This window comes from Kitasatospora sp. NPDC005751, assembly GCF_040630835.1.
In the GTDB taxonomy this organism is placed as follows: domain Bacteria; phylum Actinomycetota; class Actinomycetes; order Streptomycetales; family Streptomycetaceae; genus Kitasatospora.
This window is the reverse complement of record NZ_JBEXYC010000018.1, coordinates 1-26589: the sequence shown is the minus strand read 5'-3', so window position 1 is coordinate 26589 and position 26589 is coordinate 1. Positions and strand designations below refer to the sequence as shown.

22 protein-coding genes are annotated in these 26589 nt (G+C 73.9%); 16 read left to right on the top strand and 6 right to left on the bottom strand.

What is annotated here, in order from left to right; all coding sequences use genetic code 11:
* Positions 1 to 123 precede the first annotated feature (123 nt).
* The 5 genes from ABZ497_RS18595 to ABZ497_RS18575 all read left to right on the top strand — a co-directional run bounded on the left by ABZ497_RS18595 (position 124) and on the right by ABZ497_RS18575 (position 4910).
* On the top strand, positions 124 to 609 hold the full coding sequence (locus ABZ497_RS18595) for a DUF1453 domain-containing protein (protein ID WP_359806427.1): 486 nt from the start codon (positions 124 to 126) through the stop codon (positions 607 to 609).
* 42 nt (positions 610 to 651) lie between these two features.
* Complete coding sequence (locus ABZ497_RS18590) at positions 652 to 1812, top strand: histidine kinase (RefSeq protein WP_359806425.1); 1161 nt, start codon at positions 652 to 654, stop codon at positions 1810 to 1812.
* A complete protein-coding gene (locus tag ABZ497_RS18585) occupies positions 1809 to 2576 on the top strand; it encodes a response regulator transcription factor (protein WP_359806422.1) in 768 nt (255 codons plus the stop codon). The genes ABZ497_RS18590 and ABZ497_RS18585 overlap by 4 nt, the downstream gene beginning before the upstream one ends.
* Positions 2577 to 2700: 124 nt before the next feature.
* Positions 2701 to 3243: a DUF485 domain-containing protein gene (locus ABZ497_RS18580; protein ID WP_359806420.1), complete on the top strand. Its 543-nt coding sequence runs from the start codon at positions 2701 to 2703 to the stop codon at positions 3241 to 3243.
* Complete coding sequence (locus ABZ497_RS18575) at positions 3240 to 4910, top strand: cation acetate symporter (RefSeq protein ID WP_352294224.1); 1671 nt, start codon at positions 3240 to 3242, stop codon at positions 4908 to 4910. Before ABZ497_RS18580 ends, ABZ497_RS18575 begins: the two co-directional genes overlap by 4 nt.
* Before the next feature lie 93 nt (positions 4911 to 5003).
* Here ABZ497_RS18575 and ABZ497_RS18570 read toward each other — a convergent pair whose 3' ends face one another.
* The gene (locus tag ABZ497_RS18570) at positions 5004 to 5693 is read right to left on the bottom strand and encodes a response regulator (protein ID WP_329489873.1); all 690 of its coding nucleotides are present in this window, start codon (positions 5691 to 5693) and stop codon (positions 5004 to 5006) included.
* Positions 5690 to 7342 carry a sensor histidine kinase gene (locus ABZ497_RS18565; protein WP_359806417.1) on the bottom strand — a complete coding sequence of 551 codons (1653 nt, stop codon included), beginning with the start codon at positions 7340 to 7342 and terminating at the stop codon, positions 5690 to 5692. Before ABZ497_RS18565 ends, ABZ497_RS18570 begins: the two co-directional genes overlap by 4 nt.
* Positions 7343 to 7673: 331 nt before the next feature.
* Here ABZ497_RS18565 and ABZ497_RS18560 point away from each other — a divergent pair, with 331 nt between their 5' ends.
* The 3 genes from ABZ497_RS18560 to ABZ497_RS18550 are packed head-to-tail and all read left to right on the top strand — an operon-like array spanning position 7674 to position 10484.
* Positions 7674 to 8507, top strand: coding sequence for an ABC transporter ATP-binding protein (locus ABZ497_RS18560; protein WP_329489875.1), 834 nt, complete (start codon positions 7674 to 7676; stop codon positions 8505 to 8507).
* Positions 8497 to 9369 (top strand): ABC transporter permease, encoded by an 873-nt coding sequence (locus ABZ497_RS18555; protein WP_329489876.1) that lies wholly within the window; start codon positions 8497 to 8499, stop codon positions 9367 to 9369. Before ABZ497_RS18560 ends, ABZ497_RS18555 begins: the two co-directional genes overlap by 11 nt.
* 38 nt (positions 9370 to 9407) lie before the next feature.
* A complete protein-coding gene (locus tag ABZ497_RS18550; RefSeq protein ID WP_352294220.1) occupies positions 9408 to 10484 on the top strand; it encodes an ABC transporter substrate-binding protein in 1077 nt (358 codons plus the stop codon).
* A gap of 45 nt (positions 10485 to 10529) precedes the next feature.
* Here ABZ497_RS18550 and ABZ497_RS18545 read toward each other — a convergent pair whose 3' ends face one another.
* Both ABZ497_RS18545 and ABZ497_RS18540 read right to left on the bottom strand, forming a co-directional pair.
* Positions 10530 to 11447 carry a sucrase ferredoxin gene (locus ABZ497_RS18545; RefSeq protein ID WP_359806414.1) on the bottom strand — a complete coding sequence of 306 codons (918 nt, stop codon included), beginning with the start codon at positions 11445 to 11447 and terminating at the stop codon, positions 10530 to 10532.
* Between the two features lie 204 nt (positions 11448 to 11651).
* Positions 11652 to 14102 (bottom strand): DNA topoisomerase IV subunit A, encoded by a 2451-nt coding sequence (locus ABZ497_RS18540; protein ID WP_359806411.1) that lies wholly within the window; start codon positions 14100 to 14102, stop codon positions 11652 to 11654.
* 270 nt (positions 14103 to 14372) lie between these two features.
* On the opposite strand from ABZ497_RS18540, the gene ABZ497_RS18535 reads away from it, so the two are divergent.
* The 3 genes from ABZ497_RS18535 to ABZ497_RS18525 all read left to right on the top strand — a co-directional run bounded on the left by ABZ497_RS18535 (position 14373) and on the right by ABZ497_RS18525 (position 18631).
* Complete coding sequence (locus tag ABZ497_RS18535) at positions 14373 to 15746, top strand: pitrilysin family protein (RefSeq protein WP_359806409.1); 1374 nt, start codon at positions 14373 to 14375, stop codon at positions 15744 to 15746.
* A complete protein-coding gene (locus tag ABZ497_RS18530; protein ID WP_329489881.1) occupies positions 15743 to 17134 on the top strand; it encodes a pitrilysin family protein in 1392 nt (463 codons plus the stop codon). Before ABZ497_RS18535 ends, ABZ497_RS18530 begins: the two co-directional genes overlap by 4 nt.
* Before the next feature lie 303 nt (positions 17135 to 17437).
* Positions 17438 to 18631, top strand: coding sequence for an RtcB family protein (locus ABZ497_RS18525; RefSeq protein WP_359806406.1), 1194 nt, complete (start codon positions 17438 to 17440; stop codon positions 18629 to 18631).
* A gap of 93 nt (positions 18632 to 18724) precedes the next feature.
* On the opposite strand, the gene ABZ497_RS18520 is transcribed toward ABZ497_RS18525, so the two are convergent.
* A complete protein-coding gene (locus ABZ497_RS18520; protein ID WP_359806403.1) occupies positions 18725 to 19006 on the bottom strand; it encodes an HPr family phosphocarrier protein in 282 nt (93 codons plus the stop codon).
* A gap of 343 nt (positions 19007 to 19349) precedes the next feature.
* Between ABZ497_RS18520 and ABZ497_RS18515 the strand changes: the two genes are divergently transcribed.
* The 4 genes from ABZ497_RS18515 (at position 19350) to ABZ497_RS18500 (ending at position 24710) form a co-directional block, all read left to right on the top strand.
* Positions 19350 to 22103 carry a GNAT family N-acetyltransferase gene (locus ABZ497_RS18515; RefSeq protein WP_359806552.1) on the top strand — a complete coding sequence of 918 codons (2754 nt, stop codon included), beginning with the start codon at positions 19350 to 19352 and terminating at the stop codon, positions 22101 to 22103.
* A 94-nt stretch (positions 22104 to 22197) separates the two neighbouring features.
* The gene (locus ABZ497_RS18510) at positions 22198 to 22797 is read left to right on the top strand and encodes a DUF5998 family protein (RefSeq protein WP_329489885.1); all 600 of its coding nucleotides are present in this window, start codon (positions 22198 to 22200) and stop codon (positions 22795 to 22797) included.
* A 38-nt stretch (positions 22798 to 22835) separates the two neighbouring features.
* Entirely contained in the window at positions 22836 to 24020 is a 1185-nt protein-coding gene (locus ABZ497_RS18505; protein ID WP_359806401.1) for a nucleotide pyrophosphatase/phosphodiesterase family protein, read from the top strand.
* A 33-nt stretch (positions 24021 to 24053) separates the two neighbouring features.
* Positions 24054 to 24710, top strand: coding sequence for a thymidine kinase (locus ABZ497_RS18500; protein WP_329489887.1), 657 nt, complete (start codon positions 24054 to 24056; stop codon positions 24708 to 24710).
* Between the two features lie 7 nt (positions 24711 to 24717).
* On the opposite strand, the gene ABZ497_RS18495 is transcribed toward ABZ497_RS18500, so the two are convergent.
* Positions 24718 to 25473 (bottom strand): VOC family protein, encoded by a 756-nt coding sequence (locus ABZ497_RS18495; protein ID WP_359806398.1) that lies wholly within the window; start codon positions 25471 to 25473, stop codon positions 24718 to 24720.
* Between the two features lie 155 nt (positions 25474 to 25628).
* On the opposite strand from ABZ497_RS18495, the gene ABZ497_RS18490 reads away from it, so the two are divergent.
* A complete protein-coding gene (locus tag ABZ497_RS18490) occupies positions 25629 to 26489 on the top strand; it encodes a sulfurtransferase (RefSeq protein ID WP_359806395.1) in 861 nt (286 codons plus the stop codon).
* Positions 26490 to 26589 lie beyond the last annotated feature (100 nt).

Genomic DNA, 26589 nt, shown 5'->3' with positions numbered 1-26589 from the left:
CGGGTGGAGGGCCCCTGCCGTGCCGGCTCCACCCCCGGTCCACCCCGGCGCCGATCAGCGGGGGGCGCCGGATCCGTAGCGTCGGAGAGGTCAGCAAGCCCTCCTGTCGGAACGGAGAATCCGATGACCGGCCTCGTCAACGTCCTCGTGATCATCGCGGTGGTCGCCCTGGTGCTCCGCCGCCAGCTGAGCCCGCAGCGCCTCGACACCGAGCGCCGGTTCTGGGTGCTGCCGCTGGTCCTCGCCGTGCTCGCACTGCGCGACCCGGGCCTGGTCGACGGTGCCCACCGGGCCCTCTCGATCGGGCTGACCGCCGCCTCGCTGCTGGTGGTGCTGGCGATGGGCTGCGTCTGGGGCTGGACCGTCCGGATCTGGCGCGGCGAGGACGGCGCGCTCTGGACCCGCGCCACCAAGGCCACCGGGGCGGCCTGGGCCGGCATGATCGCCGTCCGGATCGGGCTGTACGGACTGGGCGCGGCGCTGCACGTCCACCAGAGCGGCAGCGCGCTGATGCTCGGGCTCGCCGCGCTGCTGGTGGTCCGGACCGTCGTGGTGAACTGGAGGGCGCGGGAGCTGGCGACGCCGTACCGCGCCGGCGTGGCCGGCTGACCGGCCGGCCCGCGCCTGACCACACCGACGAGAGGGAGGCCCGTGCCCGGGTGGAGCTGGACCGGCTGGCCGGCCCGCGAGGGGCTGGAGAGGGACGCGGAGAGCCCGGCCCGGCGGGTCCTGACGCTGATCGGCCGGTCGGTCCTGCTCGTGACCCTGGGCTGGGGGACGTTCTCCCGCGGCGGGTACACCGGCTGGGCGGTGGCCGCGGCGGCGGCCGGGCTGGCCGCGGTGGTCCTGCTGACGGCCGCCTTCCTGCGGGCCGCCCGCGCGCAGCTGCTGCGGCCCGCGCTCGCCCTGGCCGCCGTCCTGATCGGCACCGCCTGGGTCGCCGAGTGGGGGAGGGCCCACCTGCTGGCCGACTTCGTCTGGGGCGGGCTGGCCCTGACCGCGCTGGTCCGGCTGCCCGCCGGCGCCGCGCTGGCCACGGCGGCGGCCGCGTTCGGCAGTTACACGGCCGCCAGCTGGGAGAGCTGGCTGGGGATCCTCGCCACGGTGGGCGGGCTCACCCTGCTCGGCTACCTGCTGCGGATGGACGGCGAGGCACGTGGCACCGCCCGGCGGCTGCTGGCCCAGGAACGGGCCGCGCGGGCCGCCGAGGCGGAGAGCGCGGCGCTCGCCGAGCGGGCCAGGATCGCCCGCGAGATCCACGACGTCCTGGCCCACAGCCTCTCCGCGCAGCTCGTCCACCTGGAGGCGGCCCGACTGATGCTGGACGCGGGCACCGACCGGGAGCGGGTCCGCGAACGGGTGGTGGCGGCGCGGCGGATGGCGCAGGACGGCCTGGCCGAGACCCGGCAGGCGCTTTCCGCGCTGCGCGGCGAGTTCACCCCGGTCGGCGAGTTCCTGGTCGAGCTGACCGGGCGCGAGCGGGCGGCGTTCACCGTCACCGGGACCCCGCGCCCGCTCCCCGCCGAAGCGGGGCTCGCGGTCCGGCGCACGGCGCAGGAGGCTCTGACCAACGTGCGTAAACACGCCCCCGGCGCACGCTGCGCGCTGGAACTGCGCTACCTGCCCGACGCGGTGGAGCTGGAGGTGCGCAACACCCGCCCGGGCCGCGGCGAATCGGCCGGTGGGCTGGCGGCCACCGGCAGCGGGTACGGTCTGCTGGGGATGCGCGAACGCGCGGAACTGCTCGGCGGCACCCTGCTGGCGGGCCCGGACGAGGGAGGGTGGCGCGTGCTGTTGCGGGTGCCGGTGTGACCGGGGCGGATCCGACCAGGGTGCTGGTCGCGGACGACCAGACGGTGGTGCGCGAGGGCATCGTGATGCTGCTCGGCCTGTTGCCGGGCATCGAGGTGGTGGGCGCCGCCGCCGACGGCGAGGAGGCCGTCGAGCTGGTCGAGCGGCACCGCCCGGACGTCGTCCTGATGGACCTGCGGATGCCGCGCTGCGACGGGGTCGAGGCCACCCGCCGGATCCGGGCGGTACACCCGGAGACCGAGGTCGTCGTGCTGACCACCTACGCCGACGACGAGTCGCTCTTCCCCGCGCTGCAGGCCGGGGCGCGCGGCTACCTCACCAAGGACGCCGGCGGCGACGAGATCGCCCGGGCCATCGCGGACGTCCGCTCGGGCGCCGCCGGGCTCTCACCGCAGGTGCAGCTGCGCCTGCTGGAGCGGCTGGCTGGCGGTGCGCGGCAGGCCACCGCGCCGGGCGGGTGGGACGCGTCGCACGGCGGCGGGCGTGGCGGTGGCGGTGGCGGCGAGGCGGGCCGGTCCGGTCCGGCCGGGCCCGGAGCGGGGCGCCCGGCGGAGCTGCCGGACGGGCTGACCGCCCGCGAGGCCGAGGTGCTGGCACTGATCGCGGAGGGCCTCTCCAACACCGAGATCGCCCGTCGGCTGTTCGTCAGCCCGGCCACCGTGAAGACGCACATCAACAATCTGTTCGCCAAGACCGGGGTGCGGGACCGCGCCCAGGCGGTCGCGTACGCCTTTCGCCATGGGTTCACCGGTACGCAGCAGTAGTCGGATGAGCACCTGTCGGATCATCGATCACCTCATCGAGTGAACGTATCTGCAATGGGAGTTGGCGGCCTCCGCGGGCCTCCATCATGGGTTCCGTCAGAGCCCCGCCGGTCCAGGAGCAGTAGTGCCACAGCAGCAGACGAGCAGTCCCGGACAGGGGCAGCGATTCGACTGGTGGGCCGCTCCCGCCGCGGCCCCCCAGCCCGACCGGCCCGCGCCGCCGGCTCCCGCCGTGCCGCCGCCGGCACCACCGGTGCCGTCCGCGCCGCCCGCGGCCCGGACGGAGGCCGCCCCACCCGCCCGGCCGCTCGCGCCGGCTCCCGTGCCGCCGGTCGAGGCCCCGTCGGCCGTCGACAGCAGCGAGGTGTACCGCGCCGTCCAGGGCAGCGACGCGTTCCAGGAGATCAAGCGCAGCTACCGGGCCTTCGTCCTCCCGGTCAGCGGGGCGTTCCTCGGCTGGTACCTGCTGTACGTCGCCGCCCAGGCCGGCGCGCCCGGGCTGATGCGCAGCCAGGTCGCCGGCCCGGTCAACGTGGCCTGGCTGCTCGGCCTGCTGCAGTTCGCCTCGACCTTCCTGCTCACCTGGCTCTACGCCCGCAACGCCCGCACCAAGCGGGACCGGGCCGCGCTGGGCCTGCGCTGGGACACCCAGGACCAGCTGCGATGAGGACCGCGACCCCGCCTCCCGTCGCCCCCGCGGGCGACCACCACGACCTGGCCATCGTGCTCTTCGCCGTCATCGTCCTGGTCACCCTGGGCATCACCCTCTGGGTGGGCCGCCGGGGCAGCGCCGCCGAGGACTTCTACGCCGGCGGCCGTGACTTCACCCCGCTGCAGAACGGCTTCGCGCTCTCCGGCGACTACCTGTCCGCCGCCTCCTTCCTCGGCGTCGCCGGGCTGATCGCGCTGTACGGCTACGACGGCGTGCTCTACAGCATCGGCTTCCTGGTCGCCTGGCTGGTGGTGCTGATGCTGGTCGCCGAGCTGGTCCGCAACGCCGGCCGGTACACCCTGGCCGACGTGCTGGCGCTGCGCCTGCGGCGGCGCAAGGTCCGGGCGGCGGCCGGCGGCGCCAGCGTCGTCGTCACCCTGCTCTACCTGGTCGCCCAGATGGTCGGCGCGGGCAGCCTGGTCGCCCTGCTGCTCGGCACCAGCAGCACCCAGGCCCGGACCTGGACCATCGTGGCGGTGGGCGGTCTGATGATCGTCTACGTCACGGTCGGCGGGATGCGGGCCACCACCTGGATCCAGATCGTCAAGGCCTTCCTGCTGATCGCGGGCTCGGTGCTGCTCACCGTGCTGCTGATGGTCCGCTTCCACGGGGACGTCGGTGAGCTGATGCGGCAGGCCGCCCAGCACAGCGGCGCCGGGCAGCGGTACCTGGAGCCGGGGCTCAAGTACGGGGCGAGCTTCACCAGCCGGCTGGACTTCTTCAGCCTCGGCCTCGCCCTGGTGCTGGGCACCGCGGGCCTGCCGCACATCCTGTCCCGCTTCTACACGGTGCCCACCGCCCGGGCTGCCCGGCGCTCGACGATGTGGGCGATCGGGCTGGTCGGCGGCTTCTACCTGATGGCCATCGCGCTCGGCCTGGGCGCCACCGCGCTGGTCGGCTCGGCGGAGGTCCGGCACGCCAACGCGGCGGGGAACACGGCCGTCCCGTTGCTGGCCCTCGTCCTCGGCGGCGGCAACGGCAGCACCGGCGGGGTGGTGCTGTTCGCGCTGATCTCGGCGATCGCCTTCGCCACCATCCTGGCGGTGGTCGCCGGGCTGACGCTCGCCTCCTCGGCCGCCTTCGCCCACGACATCTGGGCGGGCGCCTGGCGGGGGCGCCCGCGCCGTCGGCGGGGCGGCGTGCCGGCCTCCCGGCGGGCCCGCCGGGAGGCGTCCGAGCGCGAGGAGGTCGGCGTCGCCCGGATCGCGGCGGTGGGGATCGGGGCGGTCGCGATCGCGCTCAGCCTCTTCGCCCAGCAGCTGAACGTGGCCTTCCTGGTCGGCCTGGCCTTCGCCGTCGCCGCCTCGGCCAACCTGCCGGTGCTGCTGTACACGCTGTTCTGGCGGCGGTTCACCCCGCGCGGCGCGGTCTGGTCGGTGTACGGCGGGCTGATCCCGGCGATCGTCCTGGTGACCTTCTCGCCGGTGGTCTCCGGGACCAAGGTGGCGCTCTTCCCGGGGGTGGACTTCCACTGGTTCCCGCTGGAGAACCCGGGCATCGTCTCCATCCCGCTGGGCTTCCTGGCCGGCTGGATCGGCACCCTCACCTCGCCCGAGCCGGCCGACGCGGACCGCTACGCCGAGCTGGAGGTCCGCTCCCTCACCGGAGCCGGCGCGGCCTGAGCCGCGGCGGGCGCCGCGCGGCGCGCACGGAACCCCGACGGGCCCGGGACCCGTCGGGGTTCCGCCGTGAACGGCGGCGTTCCGGGGCGGCCGTCAGGCCCGGACGGCCAGCACGTAGCGGTGCTCGGGCCGCCCGGTGTCGCCGTAACGCAGGGTGAGCCGCAGCCGGCTGTCCCGCTCCAGCTGCTTGAGGTAGCGCTGCGCGGTGGAGCGGCTCAGCCCGGTGGCGTCCGCGACCTCCTGGGCGCAGAGCGGGCGGCCGGCGCGGCGGAGCACACCGAGCACCAGGTCGGTGGTGGGCGCCGAGTGGCCCTTGGGCAGGGCGGCCGCGGGGGCCGCCGTGCCGCGCAGGGTGGCGAAGAGCCGGTCCACCTCGTCCTGGCCCGCCTCGCGCGCGGCCGGTCCGGCCAGCGCGTGCCGCAGCTGCGCGTAGGCGACCAGCTTCTCCCGCAGCCCCGCGAAGCTGAACGGCTTGACCAGGTACTGCAGGGCGCCGTGCTGCATCGCGGCGTGCACCGTGGAGACGTCCCGGGCGGCCGTCACCATCATCACGTCGCACGCCACCTGCCGTTCGCGCAGGCGCCGCACCAGGGCGAGGCCGGTCTCGTCCGGCAGGTGGTGGTCGAGCAGCAGCAGGTCCACCGGGCGGCGTTCCAGCGCAGCGAGCGCCTGACCGGCCGAGTGCGCGGTGCCGGTGACCCGGAAGCCGGGCACCTTGGCCACGTACGCGGCGTGCACGTCGGCGACCCGGAAGTCGTCGTCCACCACGAGTACGTCGATCATCGGGCCTCCACGAGCGGTGCGGGGACGGGCGGTGCGGGAAGGGGTGGTGCGGGGGCGACCGCGGCCGGGGGGTCGTCGTGCAGGGCCTCGGGGAGCTCGACGGTGAACCGGGCGCCGCCGAGCGGCCCGGTGTCGAGCACGATCCGGCCACCGGTCCGTTCGACCAGCCGCCGCACCATCGCCAGCCCCAGCCCGCGCGGCCGGTGCGCGGGCGCGTCCTTGCTGGTCCACCCCTCTTCGAAGACCCGCTCGCGCAGGGCCGCCGGCACCCCCGGCCCGCTGTCCGCGACCTCGGCCAGCAGGGTGGACCCGGCCGCCGCCAAGGTCACCGCCACCTGACCGCCGCCGCCCGGAGCCACCGCGTCGACGGCATTGTCGATCAGGTTGCCGAGCACCGTGACCAGCGCCCGGGTGTCCACCACCGCGTCCGGCAGGTGCGCCGCCGGGGCGACCGCCAGCCGGACGCCGCGCTCGGCCGCGACCGCCGCCTTGCCGGCCAGCAGCGCCGCGACGTGCGGGTCCCGCACCCGCTCGCCGATGCGGGCCACCGCCGCCGCGTGCGAGCCCGACTGCTCGGAGATGAACGCCACCGCCTGGTCGTGGCGGCCGAGCTCCAGCAGGCCGAGCAGGGTGTGCATCCGGTTGGCGTGCTCGTGGTCCTGGGCCCGCAGGGCCTCGGTGAGGCTGCGGGTGGTGTCCAGCTCACGGACCAGGGACTCCAGCTCGGTGCGGTCGCGCAGGGTCACCACCGCGCCGCCCTCGGCCGTCGCCATCCGGTTCACCACCAGCACCCGGTCGTCCCGGACGGCCGGCAGGTCGGCGCCGGTGATCCGCCCGGCCAGCACGTCGGCCAGTCGGCCCGGCGGCAGCACCTCGTCGATCGGCCGCCCGGCGAACTCCTCGGGGAGGCCGAGCAGCCGCCCCGCCTCGTCGTTGGCGAGCCGGATCCGGCCCCGTTCGTCCAGGGCCACCATGCCCTCCCGGATGCCGTGCAGCATCGCCTCCCGCTCCACCAGCAGCGCCGAGATGTCGGCCAGCGCGATGTTGTGGGTGCGGCGCTTCAGCCGGCGGGCCAGCGCCAGCGTGGCGACGGTGCCGGCGGTCAGCCCGGCGCCCGCGCAGAGCAGGATGCCGGTGAGCATCTTCAGCAGCCGCCGACGGATGGAGTCGTCGCTGATGCCCACCGAGACCTCGCCGACGATCCGCCCGTCGGCGACCCGCAGCGGGACCTTGCCGCGCGCGGTACGGCCCAGGGTGCCCTCCTGGATGGCGGTGACGCTGCGCCCGGCGAGGGCGGGCTCGGGATCGGTGGAGACCCGCTGGCCGATCCGGCCGGGATCGGTGTGCGAGAGCCGGATGCCGTCCAGGTCGGTGACCACGACGAAGCTGGCGCCGGTGGCCGTCCGGATCTGCTCGGCGTTGCGCTGGGCGGTGGCGGCGTCCCGGACCTCGGCGGCCCGGGCGATCGTCTCGTCGCCGGCGGTGGCCTGGGCGATGGACAGCGCGCGCTGCATCGCGTCGTGGTCCAGTTCGGCGCTGACCGGTGCCAGGAACAGGCCGGCGGTGAGGACGGTGACGCCGACGGTCACCACGGTCTGGCTCAGCAGCAGCTGGGCGAAGACCCGGCGGGGCCAGTGGGGGTGTTTCATCCGGGCCTCCTCTCGGGGGCGTCCGACCGGCCGCGGTCGACGGGCGAGGGGGATCAGGGCGGGGCGGGGGGTTTGGGGGATCGGGCGGGGCGGATCGGGGCGGGGTGGATCGGGCAGATCGGGCGGAACCGGGTGGCTGGCGGGTCGGTGGTCGGCACACCCTATGTTTCCGGGGTGGTTCTGTCAGCCGTGCCCCCGCTGTTGTAGCGGAAGCAAAACGAGCAGAACAGCCCTCAACGCGGAGAACCCGCAGTTCGCCGAGAAGTCTCCCGCCGCCGCCCCCGCCGCTCCTAGCCTCCCGGGGCAAGCACAGAGCACCCCGGGAGGTTCCATGAGCACAACCCCGGCGACCGGGCCGGCGCCGGCCCCGGCGATCGAGCTGACCGGCGCCACCAAGCGGTTCCGCACCCCGTCCGGCGCCCTGCACACCGCCGTCCGCGACCTCGACCTGACCGTCGCGCAGGGAGAGTTCGTCGCCGTCGTCGGCCCCACCGGCTGCGGCAAGTCCACCACGCTGACCCTGGTCAGCGGCCTGGAGGAGCCCACCGAGGGCGAGGTCCGGGTGTACGGCCGGCCGGTCGACGGCATCGACCGGAAGGTCGGCTTCGTGTTCCAGCAGGACGCCGTCTTCCCCTGGCGGACCGTGCTGTCCAACGTCACGGCCGGCCCGCGCTTCCGCGGCGTGCCGGCCACCGAGGCCAGGGAGCGGGCCCGCGACTGGCTGGCCCGGGTGGGCCTCGGCGACTTCGAGGACCGCTACCCGCACCAGCTGTCCGGCGGTATGCGCAAGCGCGTCGCGCTCGCCCAGACCTTCGTCAACGACCCCGGCATCCTGCTGATGGACGAGCCGTTCTCGGCGCTGGACGTGCAGACCCGCGCCCTGATGTCCGACCAGCTGCTGGAGTTGTGGGCCGGCACCGGGTCGTCCGTGGTCTTCGTGACCCACGACCTGGACGAGGCGATCGCGCTGGCCGACCGGGTCGTGGTGATGACCGCCGGACCGGCCACCGTCAAGGAGGTCTTCACCGTCGACCTGCCCCGCCCGCGCACCGTGGAGGCGGTCCGACTGGAGCCGAGGTTCGTCGAGTTGTACCGGGAGATCTGGGCGTCGCTCGGCGAAGAGGTGCGCATCACCCGGGAGAGAGGAGCGGGTCGTGCCGCTTGAGACCGCGCCGGCCGTCGCCGGAAAGGCCCCGGTGGCCACCGCCACCAGGACGGAAGCCCGCGAACGGGCCGCCCGCAGGCGAAGGCTGGGCATCTACGGAGCCCGCATCGCGGTGCTGGTGGCCTTCCTCGGACTCTGGGAGCTGTGCGCCCGCACCGAGGTCGTCGATCCTTTCAACTTCTCCCAGCCGACGAGGATCTGGGACCAGATCTGGCAGTGGATCACCCACGGCACGGCTCAGGGCTCGCTCGGCGAGCAGATCGGCTACACCCTCTACGAGGCCCTCACCGGCTGGGTGATCGGTGTCACCGGAGGCGTGCTGCTGGGCATCGCCCTCGGCCGGATCCGCTTCCTGGCCGACGTGTTCGGGCCCTACATCAAGGTGCTGAACGCCATCCCGCGCATCGTGCTGGCCCCGATCTTCCTGATCTGGTTCGGCCTCGGCCCGGCCTCCAAGGTGGCCTCGGCGGTGGTGCTGGTGTTCTTCCCGGTCTTCTTCAACGCCTTCCAGGGCGCCCGCGAGGTCGACCGCAACCTGGTCGCCAACGCCCGCATCCTGGGCGCCGACAACCGGCGGGTCACCCTTCAGGTGGTCATCCCCGCCGCCACCACGTGGATCTTCACCAGCCTCCACGTCAGCTTCGGCTTCGCGCTGATCGGCGCCATCGTCGGCGAGTACATCGGCGCCACCAAGGGCCTCGGCCTGCTGGTCGCCGCGGCCCAGGGCACCTTCAACGCGGCCGGCGTGTACGCCGCGATGACCATCCTCGCCGTCGTCGCGCTGTTCACCGAGGGGCTGCTGACCTTCGCCGAGAAGAAGCTGTTCCGCTGGAAGCCCGCCGACTCCGGCGACGGCCGCTGACCCCCACCCCGTTCCACCGCAGAGAGGCACCCCCACCCATGCGCCCGAACCCGACCGGCAGAGCTGCCGCCGCCGCCCTCGCCGCCGTCCTGCTGTTCCCGCTCGCCGCCTGCGCCAACGACGCCGCCTCCGTCTCCCACAGCGGAGCCGCCCCGGCCGGGCAGAAGGTCGACGGCCCCAAGGTCAAGATCATGGTCGGCGGCCTGGACAAGGTCATCTACCTGCCCGCCATGCTCACCCAGCGCCTCGGGTTCTTCGCCGAGGCCGGAGTCAACGTCGAGCTGCTGAGCGAACCGGCCGGCGTCAACGCCACCACCGCGCTGCTCGCCGGGGACGTCCAGGGCGCGGTCGGCTTCTACGACCACACCATCGACCTCCAGGCGAAGGGCAAGAACGTCGAGTCGGTCGTGCAGTTCTCCCAGGCACCGGGCGAGGTCGAGATCGTCTCCGCCAAGCAGGCCGACGCCATCACCTCGGGCGCCGACTTCAAGGGCAGGAAGCTCGGCGTCACCAGCATCGGCTCCTCCACCGACTTCCTCACCAAGTACCTCGCCGTCAAGAACGGCACCGCGGTCAGCGAGTTCAGCCCGATCGCGGTAGGCGCCGGCCAGACCTTCATCGCCGCGCTCCAGCAGGGCAGCATCGACGCCGGCATGACCACCGACCCGACCGTGGCCGCCGTTCTCGACAAGGGCCTCGGCAAGATCCTCTACGACATGCGGACCCCCGAGGGCTCGCGCGCCGCACTCGGCGGGCTCTACCCCTCGTCCTCGCTCTACATGAGCTCCGAGTGGGTGGAGAAGAACAAGGACACCACCCAGAAGCTCGCCAACGCCTTCGTCAGGACGTTGAAGTGGATGGCCGCGCACACCCCGGCGGAGATCGCCGAGAAGATGCCCGCGGACTACGCGCAGGGCGGCGCCGAGCAGTACGCGGCGGCGATCGGGGCGACCCTGCCGATGTTCACCACGGACGGGGTGATGCCCGCCGACGGGCCGAAGACCGTCCTCGCGGTGCTCGCCGCCTTCCACCCGGACGTCAAGGGCAAGGAGGGCTCCATCGACCTGGCCCGCACCTACACCACGGAGTTCGTCGGCAAGGCCGCCACGGGCTGACCCCGCGCCGGCGGTCCCGCGCCCACCCCCACGGGCGCGGGGCCGTCACCGTTCCTGGACCGGCAGCGCCCGGACCGCCGCCACGTCCATCCGCGACGGCGTGCCCGCCGCCTTGCCGCAGCTCTCCGGGCGGGCCGGCTCGCTCGCGCCCTCGACCACGTCCACCTCCCAGGCCCGGCCGTCCCGGTGCCGCACGGTCACCAGCCAGCGCCCCGCGCCGGCGGAGCGCTGGCTCAGGCTCAGCGCGTCCACCTCGGTCTCGCCGGTGGCCAGCCGGACGGCGTGGTCGGCCGCCTGGCCCGGGCGCTCCCAGCCCGAGCAGCCCCGCGACCACTCCGGCACCATGTGCCCGGAGGCCGTCGCCGCCAGCACCTCCTTGGCGCTCTCCGCCGTCAGCCGCCCGTAGGCGAAGCCGTACGGCAGCACCAGCATGGTGGGGGAGAAGCGGTGCCCGCCCAGGTGGGTCACCTCCCACACCTCGCTGTGCCCGGCCGCCGTCAGCTGAGCGGCCAGCGGCCGGCCCAGCAGCGCGCAGCAGCGGTCCCGTCGGCCGTTGGTGCACACCAGGGCCACCGGTCCGCCGACGTGCTCCGCGCCGAACCCGCCGTGCTCGCCCGCCCCCAGCGCCCCGAAGTCCAGCCCGAGCAGCTCCGCGGGGTCCGTGACCGCTCCCCGGCGCACCCAGCCGCGACCCGGCACGGTGTGCGCGAGGAACACCTCGTGCCGCGCGGTCGGCAGGCAGTCGGCGTGCCGGCCCGGCCGCCGGATCAGCGCCACCCGCACGCCCGTCCCCGCGGCGGCCGCCTCCAGGGCCCGCCCCACCGCGGCGTCCAGATGGCTCTCCGCGAGCGCCTTCGCGCCCCACGGCCCGGTCTGCTCGATCAGCAGCCAGGTGGTGGCGGTGGCAGCCGTGGCGGCCAGCGGCTCCGACAGTTCACGCGACACGGTCGCACAGGTGCTCACGCAGGCAAGGCTACCCTTGGCCTCCCGGGCCACCGGGGCTTGGCACCCGCTTGGCCCCCTCGGCTCCCGGGGCTCCCCGGGCTCCCCGTACGCGGCTCCTGCGACCCGGCCCGGACGCGAGAGAGGGGTGCCGGACTCCGGCACCCCTCCCACGCCCTGCGGCCGGCCGCTGTTACAGCGGGCCGCCGTTACACCGTTCCGCCCTTACACCGGGCCGGCCACCACACCGATCGGCGCCGTCACCGGCGTGCCCGACCCGTCACGACGCGGGTCGCGCTCCGGCAGGTCGACCGGAGCCCCCTTGGCGCCGGCCGCGCGGGCCGGCGCGGCACCCGCCCAGGCGAAGGACAGCACGTCCTCGCCGCGCAGGAACCGCTGGCAGCGCACGCCGCCGGTGGCCCGGCCCTTGCGCGGGTACTGCTCGAACGGCGTGACCTTCCAGGAGCTCTGCTCCTCGCCCGTCAGCGTGCCCGAGGCACCGGCCACCGAGACCACCACCGCGTCCACGGCCGGGTCCACGGCGGTGAAGGAGAGCACCCGGGCGCCGTCCGACAGCTTGATCCCGGCCATGCCGCCCGCCGGTCGGCCCTGCGGGCGCACCTGGCCCGCCGGGTAGCGCAGCAGCTGGGCGTCGGAGGCGATGAAGACCAGGTCCTCCTCGCCGGTGCGCAGCTCGACCGCGCCGACCACCTCGTCACCCTCCTTGAGGGCGATCACCTCGAACTCGTCCTTGTTCGCCGGCCACTCCGGCACCACCCGCTTCACCACACCCTGCGCCGTGCCCAGCGCCAGACCCGGCGAGGACTCGTCCAGCGTGGTCAGCGCCAGCGCTCGCTCGCCCGTCTCCAGCCGCAGGAACTCGCCCACCGCGGCGCCGCCCGCCAGCGTCGGCGACGGCGTCGGCGGCAGCGCCGGCAGGTCGATCACCGGCAGTCGCAGCACCCGGCCCGCCGACGTCACCACACCGATGTCCGCCCGCGCCGTGGCCGGCACCGCCGAAACGATCACATCGTGCTTGGAGCGCTTCTCCGACACCTCGAACGGCTCGCCGTCCGCCGTCCGCGCCAGCAGGCCCGTCGAGGAGAGCAGCACCCGGCACGGGTCGTCCGCCACCTCCAGCGGAACGGACAGCGCCGCCGCCGGGGCCGCGCCCGCCTCCAGCAGCACCGTTCGCCGCTCGGTGCCGAACTGCTTCGACACCGCGGCCAGTTCGCCCGACACGACGTTGCGCAGCCGGGTGTCCGACTCCAGGATCTCGGTCAGCTCCGCGATCTCGGAGTTGAGCTTCGCCTGCTCCTCCTCCAGCTCCACCCGGTCGAACCGGGTCAGCCGGCGCAGCGGCGTGTCCAGGATGTACGCGGTCTGCGTCTCCGACAGCGAGAAGCGCTCCATCAGGCGCTCCTTCGCCCGCGCCGCGTTGTCGCTCGACCGGATGATCGCGATGACCTCGTCGATGTCGATCAGGGCCACCAGCAGGCCCTCGACCAGGTGCAGCCGCTCCTGGCGCTTGCGCCGACGGAACTCGCTGCGCCGGCGCACCACCTCGAAGCGGTGGTCGACGTAGACCTCCAGCAGCTCCTTCAGACCCAGCGTCAGCGGCTGGCCGTCCACCAGGGCCACGTTGTTGATGCCGAAGGTCTCCTCCATCGGCGTCAGCTTGTAGAGCTGCTCCAGCAGCGCCTCCGGCACGAAGCCGTTCTTCACCTCGATCACCAGCCGCAGCCCGTGCTCGCGGTCGGTGAGGTCCTTGACGTCCGCGATGCCCTGCAGCTTCTTCGCGTTGACCAGGTCCTTGATCTTCGAGATGACCTTCTCCGGGCCGACGTTGTACGGCAGCTCGGTGACCACGATGCCCTTGCGGCGGGCCGTCACGCTCTCGATCGTCGTCGTCGCACGGATCTTGAAGGTGCCGCGGCCCGACTCGTACGCGTCCCGGATGCCCGACAGGCCGACGATCCGGCCGCCGGTCGGGAGGTCCGGCCCGGGCACGAACCGCATCAGCGTGTCCAGGTCGGCGTTCGGGTGCTTGATCAGGTGCCGGGCCGCCGCCACCACCTCGGACAGGTTGTGCGGCGGCATGTTGGTCGCCATCCCGACCGCGATCCCCGTCGCGCCGTTCACCAGCAGGTTCGGGAACGCGGCCGGCAGCGCCAGCGGCTCCTGCTCGCTGCCGTCGTAGTTCGGGCCGAAGTCGACGGTGTCCTCGTGGATCGACTCCACCATCGCCATCGAAGCCGCCGTCAACCGCGACTCGGTGTACCGCATCGCGGCCGGCGGGTCGTCGTTGCCCAGCGAACCGAAGTTCCCGTGCCCGTCGATCAGCGGCAGCCGCATCGAGAACGGCTGCGCCATCCGGACGACCGAGTCGTAGATCGACGCGTCACCGTGCGGGTGCAGCCGGCCCATCACCTCGCCCACCACGCGGGCGCACTTCACGTGCGCGCGGTCCGGCCGCAGGCCCATCTCGTTGGCCTGGTACAGGATCCGCCGGTGCACCGGCTTCAGACCGTCCCGTGCGTCGGGCAGCGCACGCGAGTAGATCACCGAGTAGGCGTACTCCAGGAAGGAGCCCTGCATCTCGTCCACGACGTCGACGTCGAGGATCCGCTCCTCGAAATCTCCGGGCGGCGGGGTCTGCGAACTGCGGCGGGCCATCGCGGCGGGGCTCCCTTACGTCTCGCTTGCGTCTCGTCGGCGTCAGTCGTCGTCTGCGTCTGCCGTCGTGTGCTGTCCTCGTCGGCTGTCGTCAACAGGGCCCAGCGCCCCCATTGTGGACCCTCGCGCCGACACTCCGAGCCAGCGCCCCTCTTCCGCCCCTGGCGAACGCCCGGTCCGCGCGGACACATCCGAGCCCTCCCCGCGTTGCACCACAATGGGGGACGCCACACGAACCCCCGACATCGACGACGGGAAGGACCCGAGCGCATGGCCAACCCGGCCCCCGCATCCGCCTCCACCGGAGGAACTGGCGCTGCCATCGCCATCACCGAGCACCGCCTGGCCAACGGCCTGCGCGTCGTCCTCTCCGAGGACCACCTCACCCCGGTCGCCGCCGTCTGCCTCTGGTACGACGTGGGCTCCCGCCACGAGGTGAAGGGCCGTACCGGTCTGGCCCACCTGTTCGAGCACCTCATGTTCCAGGGCTCCGCCAGCGTCTCGAACAACGGCCACTTCGAGCTCGTGCAGGGCGCCGGCGGCTCGCTCAACGGCACCACCAGCTTCGAGCGCACCAACTACTTCGAGACCATGCCCGCCCACCAGCTGGAGCTCGCCCTCTGGCTGGAGGCCGACCGGATGGGCTCGCTGCTCGCCGCCCTGGACGACACGTCCATGGAGAACCAGCGCGACGTCGTCAAGAACGAGCGCCGCCAGCGCTACGACAACGTGCCCTACGGCACCGCCTTCGAGAAGCTCACCGCGCTCTCCTTCCCCGACGGCCACCCGTACCACCACACCCCCATCGGCTCCATGGCCGACCTCGACGCCGCCACCCTGGAGGACGCCCGCGCGTTCTTCAGCACGTACTACGCGCCGAACAACGCCGTCCTCTCCGTCGTCGGCGACATCGACCCCGAGCAGACCATCGCCTGGGTGGAGAAGTACTTCGGCTCCATCCCCGGCCACGACGGCAAGCAGCCCCCGCGCGACGGCACCCTGCCCGACACCTTCGGCCGGGAGATCCGCGAGCACATCCACGAGGACGTCCCGTCCCGCGCCCTGATGGCCGCCTACCGGCTCCCGCACGACGGCACCCGCGAGGCCGACGCGGCCGACCTGGCCCTCACCATCCTCGGCAGCGGCGAGTCCAGCCGCCTCTACAACCGCCTCGTGCGCCGCGACCGCACCGCCGTCGCCGCCGGCTTCGGCCTGCTCCGCCTCGCCGGCGCCCCCAGCCTCGGCTGGCTCGACGTCAAGACCTCCGGCGACGCCACCATCGAGCAGATCGACGCCGCCGTCGACGAGGAGCTCGCCCGCTTCGCCGCGGAGGGCCCCACCGCCGCCGAACTGGAGCGCGCCCAGGCCCAGATCGAGCGCGAGTGGCTCGACCGGCTCACCACCGTCTCCGGCCGTGCCGACGAACTCTGCCGCTACGCCGTCCTGTTCGGCGACCCGAAGCTGCTGGGCAGCGCCCTGGCCAAGGTGCTCGACGTCACCGCGGAGGAGGTCCAGGCCGTCGCCCAGGCCCGCCTGCACCCGCGCAACCGGGCCGTCCTGGTCTACGAGCCCACCACCGCCGACGACACCGACGCCGACGAGACCGCCACCGACGCCACCGAAGAGGAGGGCGCTGCCGCATGAGCACCGACTACGTCCCCGCCATGACGTTCCACCCCAAGCCCGAGCCCGGCACCGCAGAGCCGTGGGCGTTCCCCGCCCCCGAGCGCGCCGCCCTCGGCAACGGCATCACCGTCCTGCACTGCGACCGCCCCGGCCAGCAGCTCGTCGCCGTCGAGGTCCAGCTCGACGTCCCGCTCGCGGCCGAGCCGGAGGGCCTCGACGGCATCGCCACCATCCTGGCCCGCGCCTTCAACGAGGGCACCGACACCCTCACCGCCGAGGAGTTCGCCGCCGAACTGGAGCGGGCCGGCGCCACCCTCGACGCGCACGCCGACCACCCCGGCCTCCGGGTCTCCCTGGAGGTGCCGGCCTCCCGGCTCCAGCGCGGCCTCGGCCTGCTCGCCGACGCGCTGCGCGCGCCCGCGCTGCCCGAGGACGAGATCGAGCGCCTGGTCGCCAACCGGCTCGACGAGCTCGTCCACGAGGCGGCCAACCCCGCCCGCCGCGCCGCCAAGGCCCTCTACGCCGAGCTCTTCGACGGCGCCGACCGGCTCTCCCGCCCCCGCGGCGGCACCGCCGACACGGTCAAGTCCATCGACCGGGCCGCCGTCAAGGCCTTCTACGACGCCCACGTCCGCCCCTCCACCACCACCGTCGTGGTGGTCGGCGACCTCACCGGCACCGACCTGCCCGCGCTCCTGGAGGCCACCCTCGGCGCCTGGACCGGCACCACCGCGGAGCCCACCGTGCACGCCCCGGTGACCGGCGACGACACCGGCCGCGTCGTCATCGTCGACCGCCCCGGCTCGGTCCAGACCCAGCTGCTCATCGGGCGCGTCGGCCCGGACCGCCACGACCCGGCCTGGGCCGCCCAGATCCTCGGCACCTACTGCCTCGGCGGCACCCTCACCTCCCGCCTGGACCGCGTCCTGCGCGAGGAGAAGGGCTACACCTACGGCGTCCGGGCGTTCGCCCAGCCGCTGCGCTCCGCCGCCGACGGCTCCGGCCGTGCACTGATCGCGATCAGCGGCTCGGTGGACACCGCGTCCACCGCGCCGGCGCTCGCCGACACCTGGACCATCCTGCGGACCCTCGCCGCCGAGGGCCTCACCGACGCGGAGCGCGACGAGGCCGTGCAGTTCCTGGTCGGCGTGGCCCCCCTGAAGTACGAGACCGCGGGCTCCGTCGCCGGCACGCTGGCCGACCAGGTCGAGCAGGACCTGCCGGACGACTACCAGGCCGAGGTCTACCGCCGGCTCGCCGAGCTGCCGACGGCGGAGGCCACCGAGGCCGTCGTCGCGGCGTTCCCGGCGGACCGCCTGGTCACCGTCCTGGTCGGCGACGCCGCCACGATCGCCGACCCGGTGCGCGAGCTGGGCATCGGCGAGGTCACCGTGATCACCGCCTGATCAGCGCCTGATCCCCCCGGTACGGGCTGGGCCCGGTGGAGCACTCCGCTCCGCCGGGCCCAGCGTTTTATCCCGTTGCGGGCCCCGGGCGCCGCGTGGGTAGATGTTCCCCGGCACACACGAACGGGAGGAGGCGGTCACCATGCGGGTCGAGCGAACTGCACGACGCTCCCCAAGGCCGTTCTCCCGCTGTGCCCAGGGCGTCTGAGCCCCACCCCCGGAACTTCCCCGAGCCGCGCCGGGACTCTTCGCGCGGCACCCCACCTAGGCTTGAACCAGCCGACCTTTGGAGGTCGTTCAACCATGTCGTACACCGAGGTACCCGGCGTCCGCGTGCCGATCCGGATGTGGACCGACCCGGCCACCGTCGAGGGCCAGGCCATGCAGCAGCTGCGCAACATCAGCTCGCTGCCCTGGCTGCACGGCCTCGCCGTGATGCCCGACGTCCACCTGGGCAAGGGCGCGACGGTCGGCTCCGTGATCGCGATGAAGGGCGCCGTCTGCCCGGCGGCCGTCGGCGTCGACATCGGCTGCGGGATGAGCGCCGTCAAGACCTCGCTCACGGCCGGGGACCTGCCCGACGACCTCTCGCGACTGCGCTCCAAGATCGAGCAGGCCATCCCGGTCGGCCGCGGCCTGCACACCGACCCGGTCGACCCGACGAAGCTCCACGGCTTCGCCACGGCGGGCTGGGACGACTTCTGGGAGCGGTTCGACGGCGTGGCCCACGAGGTCAAGTGGCGCCGCGAGCGCGCCATGCAGCAGATGGCGACCCTCGGAGGCGGAAACCATTTCATCGAAGTATGTGTTGATAGCACCGGAGTCGTGTGGCTGATGCTGCACTCCGGGTCCCGGAACATCGGCAAGGAGCTGGCGGAGCACCACATGGGCGTCGCCCGGTCGCTGCCGCACAACCAGGGGCTGATCGACCAGGACCTCGCGGTCTTCATCGCGCAGACCCCGCAGATGGCCGCCTACCGCGAGGACCTCTTCTGGGCGCAGGAGTACGCCAAGAAGAACCGTGCGGTGATGATGGCGCTCTTCCAGGACGTCGTCCGCCGTGAGTTCGCCAAGGCGAGGGTCACCTTCGACGAGGTGATCAGCTGCCACCACAACTACGTGTCGGAGGAGCGGTACGACGGCGTCGACCTGCTGGTGACCCGCAAGGGCGCGATCAAGGCCGGCTCCGGTGACTTCGGCATCATCCCCGGTTCGATGGGCACCGGCTCCTACATCGTCCGCGGCCTCGGCAACGAGGCGGCGTTCAACTCCGCCTCGCACGGCGCCGGCCGGAAGATGAGCCGCAACGCCGCGAAGAAGCGGTTCACCACCCAGGACCTGGTCGAGCAGACCAAGGGCGTGGAGTGCCGCAAGGACAGCGGCGTCGTGGACGAGATCCCCGGTGCGTACAAGTCGATCGAGAAGGTCATCGAGCAGCAGAAGGACCTCGTGGAGGTCGTCGCCCACCTGAAGCAGGTCGTCTGCGTCAAGGGCTGACCCGGGCGCAGGGCCCGCGGCTCCGGCGCCGCCGGGTGCCGGTCATGCGGAAGGGGGGCACCGCCGTGGCGGTGCCCCCCTTCTCGACGGTGCTCAGGCGGCGGCCGGCAGCTCGTCGAGGCCTTCCTGGACCAGCTGGGCGAGGCGGTCCAGGGCCTCGTCCGCGCCCTCGGCGTCGGAGGCGAGGACGACCTCCTCGCCGCCCTGGGCACCGAGGCCGAGCAGGCCGAGCATGGAGGCGGCGTTGATCGGGGTGCCGCCGGGCTTGGCGATGGTGATCGGCACGCCGGTGGCCGTGACGGCCCGGACGAAGACGGAGGCGGGACGGGCGTGCAGGCCCTCGGCCCAACCGATGGTGACGCGGCGCTCAGCCATGAGACGTGCCTTTCCGGTGAAGCTGGTCATGGCCGGGGCAGGGGGGTTCCTTCGACCATGTTGTCTAGACCAGTGTTGCATGCAGGCAACCCCTGCGAGCCGCCGCGTTCAGGACTTGTGATTGTTTCTTTCGGGGGCATAACCCCCGGCCAGTGGCCGTCTCCACCCTGCCGCGACGACACGTCCGGCGCCATTCGGCTCGCCGCCGGATAACCTGACGAATGTGGACGACTCCGCGGTACCGCACCCCGAGCAGACCCCGCAGGATCCGCAGAACCGGCCGGCCCCCCAGCCCCGGCAGCACCAGGACGCGGACTACCCGCAGCACTGGGAGGCCGACGTCCTGCTGCGTGACGGCGGCACGGCCCGGATCCGGCCGATCACGCCCGCCGACGCCGGCCGGCTGGTCGAGTTCTACGAGCAGGTGTCGGACCAGTCCAAGTACTTCCGCTTCTTCGCGCCCTACCCGCGGCTCTCCGACAAGGACGTCCGCCGCTTCACCCACCACGACTTCGTGAACCGGGTCGGCCTCGCCGTGGTGGTCCGCGACCGCTTCATCGCCACCGTCCGCTACGACCGGATCGACGCCGACGGCCGCCCCTCGGAGACCGGCACCGACGCCGAGGTGGCGTTCCTGGTGCAGGACGCCCACCAGGGCCGCGGGGTCGCCTCCGCACTGCTGGAACACATCGCCGCGGTGGCCCAGGAGCGCGGCATCCGCCGCTTCCAGGCCGAGGTGCTGCCGGAGAACCGCAAGATGGTGAAGGTCTTCACCGACGCCGGCTACACCCAGCACCGCAGCTTCGCGGACGGTGTGGTCCACCTGGAGTTCGACCTGGAGCCGACCGCCGCCTCGCTGGCGGTGATGCGGGCGCGCGAGCACCGGGCCGAGGCGCGGTCCGTGCAGCGGCTGCTCACCCCGCGCTCGGTCGCGGTGGTGGGCGTCTCCCGCCACCCGCAGACCGTCGGCCGGGCGATCCTGCGGGACCTGCTCGGCGGGCTGCCGCACGGTGACGACCGCCGCGTCTACGCGGTGAACCGCAACGCCCCGCCCGGCACCGCGCTGGACGGCGTCCCGGTGCACCGCTCGGTGCTGGAGATCCCCGGCCCGGTGGACCTCGCCGTGATCGCCGTCCCGGCCGCCGCCGTCCCCGCCGCCGTCGCCGACTGCGGCGCGCACGGTGTGCAGGGCCTGGTGGTGGTCACCGCCGGCTACGCCGAGACCGGCCCGGAGGGCCGCGACCGCCAGCGCGCCCTGGTCCGCCAGGCCCGGGCGGCCGGCATGCGGGTGATCGGCCCGAACGCCTTCGGCCTGATCAACACCGACCCCGCGCTCCCGCTCAACGCCTCGCTCGCACCCGTCCTGCCGCGCCGGGGCGGCTTCGGCATCTTCTGCCAGTCCGGAGCGATCGGCGTCGCCCTGCTGGAGGCCGCCCACCGCCGGGGCCTCGGCGTCTCCTCCTTCGCCTCGGTCGGCAACCGCTCCGACGTCTCGGGCAACGACTTCCTCCAGTACTGGGCGGAGGACCCGGCCACCGACGTCGTGCTGCTCTACCTGGAGTCCTTCGGCAACCCCCGCAAGTTCACCCGGATCGCCCGCCGGCTCGCCGCCGTCAAGCCGATCGTGGTCGTCAAGGGCGCCCGCCACACCGGCAGCCTGCCGCCCGGCCACGCCGTCCCGGTCACCGCCAGCGGGCTGCGCGACGCCACCGTCGACGCCCTGTTCGAGCAGGCCGGCGTCACCCGGGTGGAGACCATCACCGAGCTGTACGACACCGGGGAGCTGCTCGCGCTCCAGCCGCTGCCGCCCGGCGACCGGGTCGCCGTGGTCGGCAACTCCGACTCGCTCGGCCTGCTCACCCACGACGCCTGCCTCAGCGCCGGTCTGCGCCCCCGCACCCCGGTCGACCTCACCACGGCCGCCACCGGCGAGAACTTCCGGATCGCGCTGGACGTCGCACTCGCGGACCCGGCCGTGGACGCGGTGATCGCCGTCGCGATCCCGCCCATCGGCACCTCCGCGCATGCCTTCATGGGCGGCCGGCTGACCGGCCCGGACGATCCCGAGATGGGCTCCGACGACCCCGAGATCGCCGCCGCCCTGCTCGAAGCGGGCGAGCGCGCGAGGGAGTTGGGCAAGCCGCTGGTGCTCGCCCACCTGGCGCTGACCGACCTGCCGAGCCGGCTCCGCCCGGGCGGCATCCCCGCCTACCCGGCACCGGAGCGCGCCGTCCGCGCCCTCGCGCACGCCGTCCACCACGCCGAGTGGCGGCGCCGGACGGCCGAGGCGGAGGAGACCGCCCGCGTTCCGGAGCTGGACCGGATCGACGAGGGCGGCGCCCGCGACCTGGTCGAGGCGGCGCTCAGCACCCGGACCGCGATCGCCGCCCGCACCCAGCCCGGCGGTGCGCGGATCACCCTGCCGGAGGCCGGCACCACCGCGCTGCTCGCGCACTACGGCATCGACGTCTCCCCGACCCTGCCCGCGCCCGACGAGGAGTCCGCCGTCCGTGCCGCCGCGACGCTCGGCTACCCGGTGGCGCTCAAGGCGACCGCCCCGCACCTGCGCCACCGCCCCGACCTCGGCAGCGTCCGCCTCGACCTGACCGGCGAGCCGGGGCTGCGCCGCGCCCACCGCGAGCTGGACGCGCTGCTCGGCGGGGCCGCCCAGGCCGAACTCGTCGTGCAGCGCCTGGCCCCGCGCGGTGTGGACACCGTGATCGGGGCCACCGTCGACCCGGCGGTGGGCGCGATCCTCTCCTTCGGTCTGGCCGGCGCCCCGGCCGAGCTGCTCGGTGATGTTGCCCACCGTCTGGTCCCCGCCACCGACCAGGACGTGGCCGGTCTGATCCGCGAGGTCCGGGCGGCCCCGCTGCTGTTCGGCTGGCGCGGCGCCGAGGCGGTGGACACCGCCGCCCTGGAGGAACTGCTGCTGAGGGTGTCGCGGCTGGTCGACGATCTCCCGGAGGTCGCCTCGGTGGACCTCGAACCCGTGGTCGTCGCCCCGCACGGACTGGCGATCCTGGGGGCGCGGGTGCGGATCGCGCCCCTGCCCGTCCGCAGCGATCTGGGCCCGCGCGCGATGAGCACGCTGTAACCTTCCTTGGTTGCGCCCTGTCCGGGGGCGCTGTCGTCCGGAAGCTCGGCGCCGCGCCGCCCGCTTCGTCGGCGGACCATGCCAGGATGGAGTTATGGCGAAGACCGGTACCACCACCACTCAGGACCTGCGCTCGGCGATCGAGCGCAGCGGCTACTACCCGGCCCTGGTGTCCGAGGCGGTCGAGTCCGCGGTGGGTCCCGAGCCGATCAGCTCCTACCTGGTGCACCAGGAGACCACCTTCGACGCCAACGAGGTGCGCCGGCACGTCACCGTGCTGGTGCTGACCCCGACCCGTTTCGTGGTGAGCCACACCGACGAGCAGTCCGGCGGCGAGGCCGGCCCCGCGGTGCCCTACGCCACCACCTCCACCGAGAGCGTCCGGCTGGACCGGATCGGCTCGGTCGTGGTGAGCCGGATGGTCGCCAACCCGGAGACCTACACCCCCGGCACGCTGCCCCGCGAGGTCGTGCTGACCATCGGCTGGGGTGCCGTGCAGCGCCTGGACCTGGAGCCGGCCGGCTGCTCGGACCCGAACTGCGAGGCCGACCACGGCTACACCGGATCGGCCACCGCTGACGACCTGTCACTGCGGGTCAGCGAGGCGGGTGACGGCCCGGAGACGGTCGCCCAGGCCCTGGTGTTCGCCCGGGCGCTCTCCGACGCCACGATCAGCAACGGTCCGCGGGTCTGAGCCGACGCACCGGAAGCCAGGAAGTCAGCCTCTCACCCATGTCCTTCGCACCCGACGCCCACGACGCCTTCGAGATCCTCGACCCCGCCGCCGCCCCGGCCCCCCTGTACGGCGGCGGCTCGCTCTGTGACCTGCTGCCCTCGGTGGCGGCCGGACTCGGCGTGCCCGGCTTCACCGCCGCACTGCCGATCGCCCCGGCCGACCGGGTGGTGGTCTTCCTGGTCGACGGACTCGGCTGGGAGCTGCTGCTGCGCCACCCGGAGTACGCGCCGTTCCTCTCCTCGCTGATCGGCAGCTCGTTCGCCGGCACCGGCCGCCCGCTGACCGCCGGCTTCCCGTCCACCACCGCCACCTCGCTGGCCTCGGTCGGCACCGGGACCCCGCCCGGCCTGCACGGCCTGGTCGGCTACACGGTCGCGGTGCCGGGCGCCGGCCACCTGATGAACCAGCTGCGCTGGCAGCCGCCGGTCGCCCCGCACACCTGGCAGCCGTACCCGACGGTGTTCGAGCAGACGCACGCCGCCGGGGTGGCGACCGCCCAGGTCTCCTCGCCGCTGTTCGCCCAGACCCCGCTGACCCGGGTGGCGCTCTCCGGCGGCAGCTTCCTCGGCCGCACCACCGGCGAGGAGCGGATGGACCGGGCCGCCCGCTGGCTGGCCGAGCACGACCGCGCCCTCGTCTACACCTACGTGAGCGAGCTGGACGGCGCGGGGCACCGGTTCGGGGTGGACTCCGACGACTGGCGGATGACGCTGGACGCGGTGGACCGCCTGGCCCGCCGCCTGGCCGAGCAGCTGCCGCCGCGGTCGGCGATGTACGTCACCGCCGACCACGGCATGATCGACATCGCTCCGGAGGACCGGATCGACTTCGACGAGGACTGGGAGCTGGGCGCCGGCGTCGCCCTGCTCGGCGGCGAGGGCCGGGCCCGGCACGTCTACGCGGTGCCCGGCGCGGCCGCCGACGTGTACACGGTCTGGAGCGAGGTGCTGGGCGACCGGATGTGGGTGGCCACCCGGGACGACGCGATCGCGGCAGGCTGGTTCGGACCCTCCGTGGACGAGCGGGTCTACCTGCGGATCGGCGACGTGGTCGCCGCCGCCCGGGACGACGTCGCGGTGACCGCCTCCCGCAACGAGCCCGGCGAGTCCGCGATGATCGGTCTGCACGGCTCGATGACCCCGGTCGAGCAGTTCGTGCCCCTGCTCGAAGTCCGCACGTGAACCCCCTTGAAGTGAAAGGCCTTCGCACCACCCATGGCTGAACTGGTGTTCTTCTCGGGCACGATGGACTGCGGGAAGTCGACGCTCGCGTTGCAGATGGACCACAACCACGCCGCGCGCGGCCGGCAGGGGATCATCCTCACCCGCAACGACCGGGCCGGCGCGGCCACCATCTCCAGCCGGCTCGGCCTGCAGGCCGAGGCGGTCGAGGTGGCGGACGAATTCGACTTCCACGCCCACGTCGTGCACCGGCTCTCGGCCGGCGGCCGGGTGGACTACCTGATCTGCGACGAGGCCCAGTTCTTCGCCGCCGAGCAGGTCGACCAACTGGCCCGGGTGGTGGACGAACTCGGCATCGACGTGTTCACCTTCGGCATCACCACGGACTTCCGCACCCGGCTGTTCCCCGGTTCCCAGCGGCTGATCGAACTGGCCGACCGGGTGGAGGTCCTCCAGGTCGAGGCGCTCTGCTGGTGCGGCGCGCGGGCCACCCACAACGCCCGTACGGTGGGCGGCGTGATGGTGGTCGAGGGCGCCCAGGTCGTGATCGGCGACATCACGGTGCGCGAGGACGAGGTCGGCTACGAGGTGCTCTGCCGCCGGCACCACCGCCGCCGGCTGACCGCCGCCACCGCCCGCGTCTCGGTGCTCTCCCCGGACGTGCTGCCCTTCGAGGAGCAGCAGGCCTGACCCGCTCCTACCGGAGCCCCGCCTGCAGCACCGAGAAGTGCCCGCCCTGCGGGTCCGCCAGTCGCGCCACCGGTCCGCGCCCGCTCTCGTGCGGCTCCAGCAGCACCCGGCCGCCCAGCCGGATCGCCCGACGGGCCGTCAGTTCGACGTCCTGGACGGCGAAGTGGACTCGCCAGCGCGGCGGGTGGCCGCGCAACTCGGCGCCGTGCCGGATGCCCGCCACCGGCCGGCCGTCCACCAGCAGCGCGGACTCGCCGCCGGCGGGTGCCACCGGCCGCCCGAGCACCGCGCCGTAGAACACCGCGGCGCCCTCCTCGTCCGGCGTGAGCAGCTCGGCCCAGGCCGGTCCGCCGGGCTCGGGTCCGGCCTCGCGGCCGATGTGTTCCTCGCCCTGCCAGAGGCCGAAGACCGCGCCGGAGACGTCGGCCGCGATCGCCAGCCGTCCGGCCCGCTCGGCCTGGAGCGGCCCGACCGCCACCGTTCCGCCGCACTCGTGCACCAGTTGGGCCGTCCGGTCGGCGCTGTCCACCGCGAAGTAGGTGGTCCACTGCACCGGGAAGCCGGGCACCGCGGCGACGCCGAGGCCGGCGACCGGCGCACCGCCCGATTCGGCCCGGACGTAGTCACCGAGCTCGGTGGGGCCGGGGGTGTACGTCCAGTCGAGCAGCTCGCCGTAGAACGCGCGGGCGCCGGCCAGGTCGTCGGTCATCAGGCTGACCCAGCACGGCGTGCCCTGGGCCAGCCGGAGTGTCACCGCGGGCATGCGGGCCTCCTCACGGGGCGGTCGGCGCACGGACCTGCGCACGTGAGGGTGATGGTTCCACCCTGGCGCGCGTCGAACCCTCGGGCCGCGCGGAAAGTCCGGCAAAGACCGCACAAAGAGCGTTGAGTTGGTGGTGCTGCGCGAGAATGACCGCCATGACGACCTCTCACGATGACTCCCCGCTGGTGTCGGTGGCCGGCCTGCGGGAGGCGCTCGCCTCGGCGCGCCCGCCCGTCCTGCTCGATGTGCGCTGGCAGCTCGGCGGCCCTCCCGGCATCGAGGACTACGCGGCGGGCCATCTGCCCGGTGCGGGCTTCGTCGCGCTGGACACCGACCTCGCCGCCCCGGCCGGGCCCCCCGGGCGCGGTGGCCGTCACCCGCTGCCCGACCCGGAGGAGTTGGGCGCCGCACTGCGTCGCCTCGGGGTCCGCGCCGACCGTCCGGTGGTGGTGTACGACGGTGCGACCTCGCTGGCGGCGGCGCGCGCCTGGTGGCTGCTGCGCTGGGCCGGTCACCCGGACGTGCGGGTGCTGGACGGCGGGTTCGCCGCGTGGCAGGCGGCCGGGCTGCCGGTGACCACCGAGGTGGAGAGCCCGGAGCCGGGTGACTTCAAGCCGGTGCCCGGGCAGTTGCCGACGGTCGACGGGGACGGCGCGGCCGCGCTGGCCCGGACCGGTCTGCTGCTGGACGCGCGGGCGGGCGAGCGCTACCGGGGCGAGACCGAGCCGATCGACCCGCGGGCCGGCCACGTGCCGGGGGCGCTCTCCGCGCCGACCACCGAGAACGTCGGCCCGGACGGGCGGTTCCGGCCGGCCGCCGAACTGTCCGAGCGGTTCCGCGCGCTGGGCGCCGCCGAGCGGGAGACCGCGGTGTACTGCGGGTCCGGGGTGACGGCGGCCCACCAGATCCTCGCCCTGGCGGTGGCCGGGCTGCCGGCCGCGCTGTACCCGGGCTCGTGGAGCGAGTGGTCGAGCGACGAGAGCCGCCCGGTGGCGGTCACCGAGCAGCCCGGCTGATCGACGGAACGGGAGAGGGGTGGGGGGGGGCCCCGCCCCCCCCCCCCCCCAAAAAAAAAAAAAAAAACAAAAAAAAAAAGAGGAAGGTAGTGGTAGAAAG

Excerpts from the sequence above, each read along its gene's own strand:
- ABZ497_RS18530 (WP_329489881.1), top strand. The coding sequence starts at position 15,743 with ATGAGCACCGACTACGTCCCCGCCATGACGTTCCACCCCAAGCCCGAG.
- ABZ497_RS18550 (WP_352294220.1), top strand. The coding sequence starts at position 9,408 with ATGCGCCCGAACCCGACCGGCAGAGCTGCCGCCGCCGCCCTCGCCGCC.
- ABZ497_RS18505 (WP_359806401.1), top strand. The coding sequence starts at position 22,836 with ATGTCCTTCGCACCCGACGCCCACGACGCCTTCGAGATCCTCGACCCC.
- ABZ497_RS18570 (WP_329489873.1), bottom strand. The coding sequence starts at position 5,693 with ATGATCGACGTACTCGTGGTGGACGACGACTTCCGGGTCGCCGACGTG.
- ABZ497_RS18490 (WP_359806395.1), top strand. The coding sequence starts at position 25,629 with ATGACGACCTCTCACGATGACTCCCCGCTGGTGTCGGTGGCCGGCCTG.
- ABZ497_RS18525 (WP_359806406.1), top strand. The coding sequence starts at position 17,438 with ATGTCGTACACCGAGGTACCCGGCGTCCGCGTGCCGATCCGGATGTGG.
- ABZ497_RS18540 (WP_359806411.1), bottom strand. The coding sequence starts at position 14,102 with ATGGCCCGCCGCAGTTCGCAGACCCCGCCGCCCGGAGATTTCGAGGAG.
- ABZ497_RS18595 (WP_359806427.1), top strand. The coding sequence starts at position 124 with ATGACCGGCCTCGTCAACGTCCTCGTGATCATCGCGGTGGTCGCCCTG.
- ABZ497_RS18535 (WP_359806409.1), top strand. The coding sequence starts at position 14,373 with ATGGCCAACCCGGCCCCCGCATCCGCCTCCACCGGAGGAACTGGCGCT.
- ABZ497_RS18560 (WP_329489875.1), top strand. The coding sequence starts at position 7,674 with ATGAGCACAACCCCGGCGACCGGGCCGGCGCCGGCCCCGGCGATCGAG.
- ABZ497_RS18520 (WP_359806403.1), bottom strand. The coding sequence starts at position 19,006 with ATGGCTGAGCGCCGCGTCACCATCGGTTGGGCCGAGGGCCTGCACGCC.
- ABZ497_RS18500 (WP_329489887.1), top strand. The coding sequence starts at position 24,054 with ATGGCTGAACTGGTGTTCTTCTCGGGCACGATGGACTGCGGGAAGTCG.
- ABZ497_RS18495 (WP_359806398.1), bottom strand. The coding sequence starts at position 25,473 with ATGCCCGCGGTGACACTCCGGCTGGCCCAGGGCACGCCGTGCTGGGTC.
- ABZ497_RS18565 (WP_359806417.1), bottom strand. The coding sequence starts at position 7,342 with ATGAAACACCCCCACTGGCCCCGCCGGGTCTTCGCCCAGCTGCTGCTG.
- ABZ497_RS18510 (WP_329489885.1), top strand. The coding sequence starts at position 22,198 with ATGGCGAAGACCGGTACCACCACCACTCAGGACCTGCGCTCGGCGATC.
- ABZ497_RS18575 (WP_352294224.1), top strand. The coding sequence starts at position 3,240 with ATGAGGACCGCGACCCCGCCTCCCGTCGCCCCCGCGGGCGACCACCAC.